10 protein-coding genes and 4 pseudogenes are annotated in these 13,086 nt (G+C 43.0%); 5 read left to right on the top strand and 9 right to left on the bottom strand.

The features are described from left to right. A pseudogene (locus BG74_RS20110) lies at window positions 1-105 on the top strand (hypothetical protein); the annotation flags it as partial. A 1,981-nt stretch (window positions 106-2,086) separates the two neighbouring features. On the opposite strand, the gene BG74_RS12130 reads toward BG74_RS20110, so the two are convergent. The 4 genes from BG74_RS12130 to BG74_RS00980 form a co-directional block, all read right to left on the bottom strand. Next, a complete protein-coding gene (locus BG74_RS12130) occupies window positions 2,087-2,248 on the bottom strand; it encodes a hypothetical protein (protein WP_187202463.1) in 162 nt (53 codons plus the stop codon). A 686-nt stretch (window positions 2,249-2,934) separates the two neighbouring features. After that, on the bottom strand, window positions 2,935-3,126 hold the full coding sequence (locus BG74_RS19285; RefSeq protein WP_073961018.1) for a fumarylacetoacetate hydrolase family protein: 192 nt from the start codon (window positions 3,124-3,126) through the stop codon (window positions 2,935-2,937). 452 nt (window positions 3,127-3,578) lie between these two features. Next, entirely contained in the window at window positions 3,579-3,707 is a 129-nt protein-coding gene (locus BG74_RS18665; RefSeq protein ID WP_256364174.1) for a hypothetical protein, read from the bottom strand. A 3,456-nt stretch (window positions 3,708-7,163) separates the two neighbouring features. Further along, the gene (locus tag BG74_RS00980) at window positions 7,164-7,448 is read right to left on the bottom strand and encodes a type 1 periplasmic-binding domain-containing protein (RefSeq protein WP_187202462.1); all 285 of its coding nucleotides are present in this window, start codon (window positions 7,446-7,448) and stop codon (window positions 7,164-7,166) included. Between the two features lie 1,378 nt (window positions 7,449-8,826). Between BG74_RS00980 and BG74_RS19280 the strand changes: the two genes are divergently transcribed. The 3 genes from BG74_RS19280 to BG74_RS00970 all read left to right on the top strand — a co-directional run bounded on the left by BG74_RS19280 (window position 8,827) and on the right by BG74_RS00970 (window position 9,546). Then, window positions 8,827-8,952, top strand: a complete 126-nt coding sequence (locus BG74_RS19280) for a GntR family transcriptional regulator (protein ID WP_187202461.1) — start codon at window positions 8,827-8,829, stop codon at window positions 8,950-8,952. Further along, complete coding sequence (locus tag BG74_RS15575; protein WP_244267105.1) at window positions 8,945-9,085, top strand: hypothetical protein; 141 nt, start codon at window positions 8,945-8,947, stop codon at window positions 9,083-9,085. Before BG74_RS19280 ends, BG74_RS15575 begins: the two co-directional genes overlap by 8 nt. Before the next feature lie 104 nt (window positions 9,086-9,189). After that, complete coding sequence (locus BG74_RS00970) at window positions 9,190-9,546, top strand: hypothetical protein (protein ID WP_066595867.1); 357 nt, start codon at window positions 9,190-9,192, stop codon at window positions 9,544-9,546. Window positions 9,547-9,626: 80 nt separating this feature from the next. Here the strand turns inward: BG74_RS00970 and BG74_RS09865 are convergent. From BG74_RS09865 to BG74_RS15570, 4 genes and pseudogenes are all read right to left on the bottom strand, one after another. Then, window positions 9,627-10,116, bottom strand: a pseudogene (locus BG74_RS09865) (Lrp/AsnC family transcriptional regulator). A 674-nt stretch (window positions 10,117-10,790) separates the two neighbouring features. After that, entirely contained in the window at window positions 10,791-10,919 is a 129-nt protein-coding gene (locus BG74_RS18660) for a hypothetical protein (protein WP_256364173.1), read from the bottom strand. 599 nt (window positions 10,920-11,518) lie between these two features. Beyond that, window positions 11,519-11,731: a hypothetical protein gene (locus tag BG74_RS14650; protein WP_204376282.1), complete on the bottom strand. Its 213-nt coding sequence runs from the start codon at window positions 11,729-11,731 to the stop codon at window positions 11,519-11,521. Window positions 11,732-12,010: 279 nt separating this feature from the next. Then, window positions 12,011-12,435 (bottom strand): annotated as a pseudogene (locus tag BG74_RS15570) (queuosine precursor transporter); the annotation flags it as partial. Window positions 12,436-12,634: 199 nt separating this feature from the next. Between BG74_RS15570 and tusA the strand changes: the two are divergent. Then, window positions 12,635-12,871 (top strand): annotated as a pseudogene (gene tusA, locus BG74_RS00955) (sulfurtransferase TusA); the annotation flags it as partial. Between the two features lie 50 nt (window positions 12,872-12,921). On the opposite strand, the gene BG74_RS09855 reads toward tusA, so the two are convergent. Beyond that, window positions 12,922-13,029 (bottom strand): hypothetical protein, encoded by a 108-nt coding sequence (locus BG74_RS09855; RefSeq protein WP_244267114.1) that lies wholly within the window; start codon window positions 13,027-13,029, stop codon window positions 12,922-12,924. Between the last annotated feature and the right edge of the window lie 57 nt (window positions 13,030-13,086).

Raw genomic sequence — 13,086 nt, 5'->3', positions numbered from 1 at the left:
GGGGGGGCGCCGCTGGACTTGCTAAGCAAGAAAATCGTCTCCCATCCCAACCAGAGTCTGAAAAATACCCTCGCGAAACTACTGCCACGCCGGCTGGTAGAATATTAGTATCAGCCGCATGACATCCTGGATATCAGCTTGAAACAGCTGACTCTGCACCATCATATTATTGACTCTGCACCATCATATTATATTGTACAGTGGGTATCGCCGCTGCAGCAGTAGCGGGCCTAGCCCAACGGCACTTAACGCTAGCGCACAGATTAAGTGATCCATGGAGGTGTGGGGATACCCGCGGCTGTCCCCCAAAACGCTGGCGTGTAACACACTGTGCGGGGAATGTGTTTTATCGGCGAATTAGTCGATGTTATCGGTTGGCTGGGCCGCTATAACTTTACAGTGGGACTAGAGAGCTCAGCTCCGCCCAGGACTGGGCTCTAGTCCCGGGTTTTTAAACATCGACTATATAGCTATGAAGCCATGAAAAATGTCTGCCAAGTGTAATTCAGTATGTGCTTACGTTCGAAGCGCGCGGCCCCTCATTCAGATGCAGGCAATCATTTTGCTGCTTCTCGATTATTTTTGAATCTACTCAGCGAGCGCTTTACGTTCTAGCTTAAAGGCCGCAAGCTTTACTTGCATAGATGAGAATCAGTTATTGTTGATAATATGGTCGAGGGCGACAGCATCTTCAAACGAAGAAATCGCCCCCTAGCCATGATGCGGTATCATACCGTGTGCAGCATCACCGATTAACACTGCACGCCCGAGATGCTATAAGGACATGGGCTGACCTGGAACATGTCCCAGAGTTCAGCAAGGTTGACGTGCTCAAGCAGTTGCTCGACCGCGGGATGCAAGTGTGTAAACTTACTTTGGATGGCAGCGGCATCGGCGGGAGACAGACTCACTAGTCGTTATGCTACCATTTTTCCGGACCATTCATGAAAACCACGATCGTCTGATAAGCAAATTCGTTACCAATGGGAAAATTAAGTACGTGCATCCAATCTCCCATCTAGTCCGTAAAGGAATGAGGCTCAGGAAGGACAGTCCAGGACATTTTTGTCTTGGCTCCGCGGAGAAACGTGCTATTCTTGTAAATACCGGACGATCGTCATCGCTTACCGTTTGTCGCACTACTGACTTGATGCCGTCAGACCCCACTACTAAATCAGCGGTAGCTATTGTGCTGTCAGCAAAGTAAAGCTTTGCTTCATCACCGGAATCATCTAATCGGGTCAGCTGGTTACCGAGCAGGATGGTCTCACGGCCAACGACACCCAGTAAGGGGAGGATTTAAGGATGCTTCTAAAAGCGCCATAACATAATGGGGATAGCCGTGTTTATTATCACGCGCCATCCGCTGGTAGGAGGAGGCAAATCCCCCCCGCTGCCGTCTTCAATTGAAAAAATAGGCCGCATCCGTTTCGCATGACCGTTCGGCCCATTGGGGACGCAATGCCCATCTCGTCAAACAGACGTGTGCTATTCGCCCAAAGAGAAATGCCTACTCCGAGCTCGATCAGCTTATTTTCCCGTTCATAGACGGATATCTCGTGCCTACTATTTCTCATCGCGACAGCAAGGCTAATTTGCCTATACCTGCTCTGATTACTGCGATTTGTGCCATCGTGAGTATTCTCTAGTCATTTTCGACGAAAGTGAGACTCCGGGCTATTTAGCGTAATAAAGCCTTAAATCCTTATTAAGATCCGAGGGAAAATTATTGGCAGGAGTAAGATAACAACTATCGATAACGTCCCAGATCAAGGTACCCAGAGCAGGGAGCCTTATTGATCAGAAGGTGTGTTTTTTTTGCATTTTCCCCAGGAGATAAATATCTATAAGACGATAAAAATCAGAATTTCTTAGGATAGGTTAAATAGCTCATGCCTATTATCCATTCTGGCTTATATTCATAAGCGACATAATCAGGATTGGCCCCTTTCATTTTGTCTACCATTGTTACCTATTTAAGATCCTCATTCTTACCGTGACCGCTACGCTTCCCCACTTTCTCATAGGTAATGGAACGCATATAGTTGATATCAGCAGCCTCGAAAAGCTCCAATATTTCGCGATCCTAATCTATTTCGCGATCCAACTCTTCGTTGATCGGTGGATGATTGTAGCACAGGGGCCATTCCATTTTGCTCATCATATTAATCATATACTGGGAAAAATAGAAATAAAGCGTGGGATCTTCAATAAGGGATCTCTTGCCGACGATCTGATAAACTTTCATACGCTGTAGCAGTTCATCATTTCTAGCAGGTCCTATATCCAGGACATTGGTAAATGAGAAAGATCCGTTGCCAAGAAGTAAACGCGATAATCATCCAGAAATAAATAGATAATTTTATGCACTTTTAAGCCAAAATTATACGCTCGGAAATACTGGTATAGGAAGGGGAGAGAATACGTTGATATAAATGGGTATCATTGGAATATTGAACTTGGGATTAATAAATAAAAGCAGCATTATTAGGTTATTACCATATTCAATAATCCCCATTCGTATCACAACAAAACTTCCGTAGATTAGTTTCTCCAACAGTGTCTGCAAGATTTCTACGTTACTAGCAATATTGTACTTTTTATCAAATTTCAGAGCTTGCATCATGTATTCTGCCTGTCCAATATTCGCATGGATCATCGCCAGGATCTCACGCTGCTGTGCCTAGAGTTCATCCACCCAACCCAGAACGTCGAAAATATGAGACATACTAATTGCAATTACAATATTGGCCATAATAGTGCCTCATAAAATCAATAATTTTTAATTATTAAAAAGATAACAGACCTGTAAATGTCCCTTTGTATTTCTATAATTATAGAGACTGAATACAAGTCAGACTTGATTCTTATCAATACAGATAAGTTATTCGATATAACACTAAGTTCGATGGACAAAAATATGACTTGCCATCATCAGATAATGCTATTGTATAATTCACCTATTTCAGCTATAGCTACCACCACCTTGTCGCACAGGCTTAAATATTTTAGCGGAAAGAAACCTAACAAAACGCTGGAAGGAGTACCGGTAGCAATAATATATCCAGGTAGTAACTTGATATTTTTACATATAGTTTTAGTAAGAGTAGGAATGTCAAAAATCAAATCACGGATTTCGGATTACCATATTTTTTTACTGTTGAATTTGCAGGAAAGAATTTTATAACCGATCTCTACAAATTCATCCTAGGTTACTAAGTGGACCCACAGGACAAAATACATCGATACCTTTACCCAGTATCTATTACCCGAGGCGGCGCGAGAGTTATAGCTACTATTGCCTAAATCGTGAGAATGAGTAAAATATTTTTTACCGACGCATGAGATATTCTGTCGAGAATAGGAGATAGGCTCTAGCAAACGAACGTCCCCGAGCGGAAGTCCACCCTCATCAGGGCTGTTATTATACTTTTTAGGGTAATATCATAGCGCGTGTAATTTTCGATAATCTCATTCATATCGACAATGTTTCCTGATATGCTAATCACACCTATTTTTTCTTGAAGAGAGTAGATACGTAACCAGCTTCATATTAACAAATACAGTCAAATAAATTATTAATCACATACATGGGCAACAGCTTCAATTTCAATAAGAAAATCCTCTTTCACTAGTCTGTCCACCACTAGGATCGTATTCGGTGCATAATCAGCCATGAAAAACAGTGCGGGAAATAGCGCTTTCATATTTTTTATGAAGTTATTAATATGCCGAGAAACTACTAGACAAGTGTTGAATTTCACTACTTAGTTATAATCGCAGCCGACCGTAGATAAGAACATCCCAAAATTTTTAAATATCTGCGTAAACTGCGAATTAAAATCACCTTTGCCACTACTGTCTCTTACCAGACCAACATCTGCCAATAAATATAATAAAGATCAACAGGTTTCAATTTTTTCAAGTTTGAATAAAGGCCCTTATCCGAACTGGAGTTATCAGGGTTAATATAGAACATTGTCAGAAATAGTAATTCTCCTGTATAGTTGAATGTGAAATTGATAATTATCTTCTGCATTTAAGCAGAATCACGGTACATCTATATCGGGTAAATAAATAACTGCCGGTGTTCTGTGAAGCGTCCATAATGTCATATTACACCGACAGATGGAAAAAACATAATAATATTATTGATGTGATTCTCGACATCGAAATATGTCAAAATAACGTCTGAAATAATCACGATACCTACCGAGAGAGTTTATTAATAGGTGGGACATCCACTATGTTAATTATATTATAAAGTATCGTTAAAACGATCACGACCGCAATGACCTGACGGAGATTGCTAGCACTATATACCGCCGAGAACGACCACAGAAAAATATTGCAGCATCAAATTCGCCTCGGCGATAGGTTGGGAGGAACTAATCCACGCGTTTAATATAGTAGCCCCCATGCCAGATAGTAGCCCCGTGCCCGAGAAAAAACTGCTTACCATTTACACCAGAACCGTGTTGAACCTTACGTTAATAACTGACTTTGAAACTGCAAACACATTCGAGCCCATCGCATATGTATAACAGCCGAACAGATTATATTTGAGCAATACTCCGATAAAGAGAATCAAAGCGACGGCAATCCATACCATCATAGGTAAAACGAGCCATGTGCCGTAGCTCACAGTGTCAATATAGAGGGCTGGAAAACCATAAATAAGGCACGCCGCCTGAAAGAATGAGTGCCAATGCCTGGGAGACAGAGAGCATCTTTAAAGTAATCACCAGAGGGGAGGTATAAACATTGCAATCATTATCCCTGATACAGTCACGGTTAAAGTGACAAAGAGAAGCATGGCAACTAGACCCGTAGAAATGCCAAATTGATTCATCACTATCATACCAAAAACACCCGACAGGGACATAGAAGACGAAAGGGATAAATCTAGACCTACTCGTATTAATGCAACAGCCTACTCAAGCGATATAATAAGAAAAGGGGCTAACTGGCAGGTGAGGTTGATACCGTTACTGACCGACAGGAATATCAGCTGAAAAATGTCAGAACAGATTGCGGTTAACACAATCAGTAGGGGAAGCATCCAGTATGACAATGAATGCTTTCTATTTTTTTCTCTTTTTCCTGAGAAAAATATCCCCATCTCTCTGCATAATATAAACTCCTATTTCAATACTACTTGCGTTTAAATATTCTGCAGGGGCGGGGCTGGCTTAGCCCACGACGTCTGAGATGATGGAGGCCTAATCACTTATTAGGATTACGGTAAGTGAACACCATGCGTCCATGAAACATTGTCCAGATCGTATTGCACAGGATCATCGTTTCCACTAGATCTTTGGATAGAATAATCACCTCTACGCCGGAGGAAGACAGAGCGCGTATTCTCTGGTGTATTTTATGTTTAGCACCAATATCGACCCCTGCAGTAGGTATCCTCCAGAACCAGTATTTTTCTGGCGCTGGCTATTGGCTCTGGCGAGCACGACTTTTAGTTTATTACCGCTGCTCATACTCGTCAGAAGATCATGTTTACTGTCATATTTACGCCGCACTCCTGCAGTAATTTATCCACTATCACATTAGTTTGTCTTGTAATAATAAATCCGACTCGGGTGACAGTTTTTAACTGTGTGATCATCAGTTTTTCACGATGTTCAATGTCGTATAAACACAATAGCTCACTCTACCAGGTAGCCACTCCACGCCTTTTTTCAGCGCCTCGATGACGTTTTTTGGCCTATTCATAGCCTTCTAAACGGAATAGGGTGGAGGCCCTCGTTTGGGATTGCGTAGCAGATCTTCACCACCACACCCAACGATCCCGTAAATGCCTACACCACTTCGCCGCTCCTACCTAACAGTAAAGACGCGTTAAGGGTAAGGGCCTCATTCTGTTCACCGGCAGGCGATCGAAGTCGAGCAATAACGAGAACTTTTTCTTTCCCTTATCGTTAATGCTAAGGACATTTTCAAGTATTGTAGGTGACCGAAGGTCGAGGTCATCCCCGTGGATCGAATTCTTCTTAATACGTTTGAAAAACAATCTGTTTCAACCACGATGAGCATGTCCGTGGTTCATCGAGAATGATCACCTTCGGCCGGGATATGAGCGATTTGACAATCTCGATGAACTCCTGCACGGCAATCGGAAAACTTGCTACTACCTGCTCTATGTCAATGTCAGCGAGGCCAAGTTGGTGGAATTTCCTGCACGTGCGTGACCTCTTGCGATTTACGCGTGAGAGATAGCACCATTCTGCCACATTCTCCACACCCAACTACAGGTTGGCGCGCACCGACAAGTTCGGCGTAAGAGAAAGTTCCTCTATACCATCACCACCACAGCGTGGCTGGCTTCACGGGAACTGCCAAAGGAGACCTGTAGATCGCCATACCAGATAATGCCATCATCAATCTTATATAGCTCACTAATAATTTTTCCAATGATGACTTATCCGCTCTATTCTCGCCGAGCACGTAATGGATCTTTCCCGCCTGGAACTGGATCAAAACACTGTTCAGCACCTACGTCGCGCCAACTCGCTTTAATAAGCCATCGATCCGCAGCAGCAACGAGTGATGAACATCAACCGGCTTTTCCATGAGTTGTTCTGTTTGCATCGCTATCTCCTGGTACCTGACTTACTATATGGCGTATGATGGGGATTTTCCAATCGGCAGGAGAGATTCTATATGGTTCAAAGGGGCAGGTTGCCACATTGCTCTTATCCAGAGCCTTATTCAACACGTTTAAGTGGGCATAATTCAGCCCATCGGTTCCTGCAGTAGCCAAGTTGGGAAGGGGTTTTCCTTCTATGGAATGAATGGTGTATACTGCTAAACGGCTCATCCAGACGGCCCATAATGATGCCGGGTTCGGATACAGCGGCCAGCATTTTCCCTTATTCGATCATCGGTACGATCCTTTTCACCTTCACCATGGCCGAGCTCATAACAGAATCCTAGCGATGTTGTTAGAGAATAGCCTTTACCGACCCTATGCCCAAGGTGATTTTGCGGAGCATAGATAAAGTTCACCTCAGGATTAAGTAACATAAGATCAGACGCTTTAGTAAGCTCTTCCTACAAATTAATACCGCTGCCGAATCTCGTTTCAAAAACTGAGACTAGGGTGAGGCATTCTTGGTTTCTTCCTTGAAACCGTCATAAAGAAGACGTACTTATTCAGCGCTATCGGGGACAGGGATTATCGCCACGTTCTTGGGCTTGACTGAGGAATGGCAAACGGTCTCTGCTATTAATTTACCGGTATAGGTATCATCCTGTAGCACGCTAAAATAGATATTATTACTATCCACCGGGATCCCGACCGAGGCAACCTTTATTCTGCTCGCTTTCAATAATTTGATAATGGAGCCGAAACAGCTATAAGCGGCGGATGACAGAATCGCTATATCGGCGCCTATGATTTTGAACACTTCCAATTTCGAAAATTGCTCACTCATATTGCTATAAGCGCCTGCCACGGAGAGATCTGAACCACATCCACTCCTGAGCGTTTCTCTTCATCGGTGATACCGTAGATAATTTTTTATAGAAATCATCATTGAAATGAACAACAGTGACTGCCAGTTTAAAAATCCTTTCAGCCTTAAGAGATGCAATCAATTCTGCGAATCTCTCTTTCTCTTCGTTCGCCATGGAGAGGGTAAAAATGGATAAAGAGGATTGATGCTAGAAAATAGGTTAAAATAATGATGAAGATTTTCCTTTAAAAGAAAATTTATAATTAATTATAATATCCTAGTTTTTTGATAAAAACTAAGGGAAGAAAAAATAAATTTGAAATAGAATTCCTCTAGAGTTAAAACTAATTATTTTATCTAACTCGTTATTTAACAGAATGAAAGGAATTATATAATTATTTATAGTTATAAAATAAAGTTACTGAGGAAATAATATTTATTCCAATGTTTATGCCAACGTTAACAGTTTGTGCAGGTGTCCATGATCTTGACGATATAAATATCTGACTTTTTATCCATCTCTATTTTAAAAAATAGATATTCAGCATTGTTACTAGGTGGAAAAGGAATATCGTTTAGATCATGCAGCATAATAACTGGACAGTGAATGCGATAAAGTTTGGTGTCGTTTTTTTTAAAATAGTATTGAGGATCTCCTTCAAACATTTCATTAAAATAGTTAAAATATCCATGATCGAATAATTCCGGCTCTCTGACATTATTATAATAATCATCAATAATCGACTTGTCGTGAATAATAATTCTAAGTATCTACATTATTTCTTCCCGGTTTCTCTAGAAAAGAAAAATAAGTTGAGTGGCCTAGGTAGAGGTAAATGGAACTCCTATATATCTCCATTGTCAATACGATTGAGATATATAGATAATTATCGGTGATCTAGAGGGTAATGACCGCAAAATGTGAATTTCTAATGATGCCAATCGCGGGCGCTGCAGTCTTATCCAGCATCGATTTGGCCTGACGGACCAATAAGGTTAAATTAAAGTAAGTTTTTTCAGGCTCACGCTCGCTGATACTAAAGCCAATTAGGTCCATACTACCTGCATTCTCTCGAATTTAAATGATGATTTGTTTAACAGTACGGACATATTGGCTCTCGGCACACGCGTTTGTCATTGATATTGATAATATGCAACAAAAAATTTTTAAAATAAAAATATATATTATATTTTTTTATATGAATGTCCTTTTATTCCTATTCTATACTGTTATGTGATACATCTCCGAGAGGTAATTTTACCTTACTAAAAAATATAATTTTACTGGATAAGTAAAATGAAGGCTTTTAAAGATGTCAGATCGTTAAATACGACGATCTATTCTCTCGTATAGGGATTGATTCTGACGGGGCAACTTGTTCCTGGGCATAACCTTAATATCTCAGAGATCGCCCAGAGATTTAGTATAAGCCTAAATATGGTACGCAAAGCTCTGAGCCAGCTAGCGGGAGTTCTTGGTTGATGTTGCGCCACAGCAAGACTTTAGTGTGCGCAGCCTAAATCTCGAAAAGCTAATTGAATTAACTGAACAACGTATAATATTTGAAATTATCGCGGTGGGTAAGTCGATTGAAACCCGCGATGTTGAGTGGTAGGCGCGTTTTTTGTCGGCATATCACCGCCTAGTTCACACCCAGAAAACATTACCTGAGCCACCTGATAGGTATAATCCTGAATGGCATAGCGGACAAAATTTATCATGATAGAAAATTTTGGCAGCAACTGGCTCTATTTGATGGTTAAGCCTCTGGCAGAGGAATTTTCCATCTATCAACGCGTGCTATTATTTGTTACAGCGGAGCAGGGTGAGCGCAACAACGATCATAATGAACTACTCCAGGCAATACTCAATGGTAACGCGGATGTCGCTATCATTATTATGTTGGAATATTTGATTTACATGCGGGATGTGATGCTGAAAGCATTGAACAACATATTGACACTGCATCCGGTGTTAACTAAACGTGCACAGGGGATAAGCAACCATTGTGCTGGTCTGATACGCCAATCGCCTATGAGACTTGAAGAGAGGGATGACCATATTATTTATCTCTGATCGTCATGTCTTTATGCAAAGCGCCACTGTCCGATGCCGGGGTAATAGTCTTCTACACAATGCGCATAATACATAAGTCGTCATTTATCACGTCTCCTCTTTATCGACGGATAAATCCAGCAGTAATTCAGTTGTGTTTTAGTGTTTTCCATAGCGAAGGTTGATGTCATGTTCAGAAGGCCAAGCACGCCAGCAACCAAGCGATTATAGAAAATATCGTAATTTTTCATATCAGAAAACAGGACCTGTAGTAAATATTCATATTCACCGGATAAATGGTAAAAAACATAACTTCCTGCATTGATTCCACGTGGATGACAAAGCGGCTGTATAATTCCTGGGTATGCTACTGCGTTTTCACTATCATAAACACGGTTCGGTTAAATCCGAGCTTTTCATTATTTAAAAGCGCGACCTTGCTCTTGATAATCCCTTCATCCTACAATCTTTTTAAATGATTTTAGCACACGGCATGGACGTTAGATGGATTGCGTCGGACAAATTCTTTAATGGCAGTCTGCAATCCCTATGTAGTAGGGATAAAATCTTACGATCGGTTTTATCAATCATTGATGTTGTACCAATTAATCTGTCGTGCGCCACAACATACCTAGACTACCCAATTATTTCACGTTTTCTTCCNATCTCTGTATCAGCTGCTTACGGTTAATTTTATTGGTTGCCGCCAGCGGCAAGGCAACGAGTCCAGAAAGAAAACGCGAAGAGGATATTGATAGGCTGGCACGTGTGCGAGCACAAAGCGTTTAATTTCTTCTTCGGTTATCTTTTTACTATAATTCTGTACTAAAAAAGAGACGATTTTTTCCTTTTAATGTCGTCATTAATAGATACAAAACAGGCCTGCATGACTTCGGGAATGTGTTCTATAACTTGCTATCCTCAGCAATTGAAAATATCATTTTCAAGGCCAATAAAATAATAACATCCGCTTTTTATCACGGTGGGATAAATCACCAGAAATATACCAGCCGTCGTGTCTCTCCTATGCGGTTTTTTCCGGCAAATTCAAATGCCCCATCATATTGGCGGAGTGTACATCCGGAGTACGCCTTCGCTCACGTCAGCCTTATTTTTATCCACCATGTGGATTTCTACCTTAGGGAATAGCCAGCCAAAACCGCCGTCGTTGGGTAATTTTCGCCCGCCGGTAGATCTAAAACTATGGGGCCGTAACTGCCCACCAGATTGACATTGGGAAATGTCGTTTGCACCGAGCAGTAAAGCTACTGAGTCGCGGGGGTCGGATCCCCCATGCGGATAAATTTCACCTGCGCGGTCTGAATATGCGATAGAACCTGGGTTTCGCTCACTACCATGGCCATCATCGTTGGGACCGAGGTAATCCAGGTCATTTGGTGGCGATTAATAAACAGTGGTGATAAACTTCCGGGTCTGGAAATTGGGCAACAGGATAATACAGGCATGGCCCCGCCATCGCGAATTTGCAGTTACCCAACGTGTTAATATGGAACATGAGCACCGCAATAATCATACGTTCACTACTTAAATTGTGCCAGTGCAGGAGCTACGAAGTTAATGTCCAGATTGCCATCGATGGGAAGTTTACCTTTTTGGTACACCCTATTCTATTGAGCCAGAGGTATACAGAATTATGGCGCAGGTGTCTTCGGCCAGGATAACGGTGTCAAAAGCGCCCGTCGAGAAACGCCGCCCATTCAGTCGAATCTAGCCTGACGGACGGAGTGGTTAGGGCCAGATCTTGCTGGGGGGCCCGTCAATCAATGCGAATTTAGAATTATAATCTTGCAGAATGAAATATAAAGTTTCCGTGACCAGTTTATAATTAGGCGGCAATCGCTACCATTCCGGCGCGCATAATGCCAAAATAGGCGATAAGATATTCCGCGCAATTAATGTTGAGAGTCGCCACGTAGTTGGCTTGCGCGCTAATCCTCGCTTCACCAGGCCTAGCGCATAGGCATCGGCTCGGCTAGAGTGTAAATATCGTTGCAATATCGCTGAGGGTATAGGTTCGTGGATTATCAAAATTGACGCAGTCAGCCAGCATCGGATCGTTATCCGGTTGATAGGTTAGGAGCCCTATGATTTTACCCAAGTACGGCCGGCCACTGGTGAAATTCACCACTACATCTATACCGGCTTCACAAAGGCGTCGATGGCGCTTACCAAAGTGAGTAAGCACCCACTTAATAACATCACCTGTTTGTAATTCAGAAAACAATTCTCGCCTTAGTGCTTTCAGGCGTTCTAGCTTGTCCGCAGTTGACGGGGCGGCAAACTACCTCTGCGCCCGCCAATTTGGCTAACTGCACGCAGCAGGTGCCGACTGCCTGATGCGCCCAGAATCAAGATCTTTTCGCTAGCATTGATTTTGTCGATGGTCATCATTCTGCGCCAAGCCATTCCGTAGGCCACCGGGAGGGCAGGTGGCAGTGTCATAAATGACGTCGTCAAGGAAGCGCCACCAGCCGGCCGTATGCAGGCGATTAAAAACGTGTACATTCAGAATCTGTGGGGTATAAGCCATAAGACTGGCGCAGTCGATACGGGCTACAAACAGGTTGAACGTTCCCAGCGCGGCAAATCTTCCTGCCATTCTCTCCCCTTGATAAATAAAAACAGCGACGAGACGCAGTAGAATAATCAGCAGCGCGGGTACCACACCGTGAGAATGATCCTGCGCACCAGCGGGGCACCAAAAATCTGTACAGTAAAGTCAGCGGCGAGAAAGATAAAAAGAAAGCCAATGCGCACCACGTTATAGTGAAGCCAAAAATAGATACTGGCAGCTTCACCAGATAATTACTCGATGTTATAATCAATATAATGAAACAGCGCCAGCCCTATCAAGATGTTTGTTCGCTGTCGTAGCGAAAATCTGAACATGACGTAACCATTTTAAAAATGGGGTGAGGGAGGGAACCCAGAATTCCATGCGCATTTTTTCAGCGCGCGGCGCACATGATACCGTTTTTTACCGTCAATGCAATGGGGGAATCGTTTAAACCACTGCGCCGATTACAGCTATCGTTTACCGGCGTAAACTAGCGCCATGGTGCATTAAAGATTAATGTGGAATTTATGTATGTCTGATTTTTTTCCCACCGCGGATCAAACCCTGGACGCTCGCGGCCTGCGCTGTCCAGAACCCATCATGATGGTGCGTAAAGCCGTGCGCTACATGGCCGACTGGCAGACCTTGCTCATTATCGCCGATGATCCTGCTACCACCCGTGATATTCCCGGCTTTTGCCGGTTCATGGAGCATACTTTGTTGGCGGAGGCTACGGAACAGCTGCCCTACCGCTACTTATTGCGTAAGCGGCCGTTGGAGGGGAGGCCTGACATCAGACAGCCGCTAAAAATAGAGAGTCAAAGATACAGCGACCACACGATCGAAAAATGGCCGGAGAAGTAGCACGCGGCGATAAGCGCGCTGGCGGCATTGAATGGGCAGCGGTAATGATTGATTAACCACATGCCCGACGCCACCAGAAGCAAAGCGCCGCCGGCCAGCGCGGCCAGCAAGCCAGCAAG

This window comes from Sodalis-like endosymbiont of Proechinophthirus fluctus, from assembly GCF_001602625.1.
GTDB lineage: Bacteria > Pseudomonadota > Gammaproteobacteria > Enterobacterales > Enterobacteriaceae.
The sequence above is the reverse complement of the archived record's forward strand: the minus strand, read 5'-3'. Positions and strand labels throughout refer to the sequence as shown.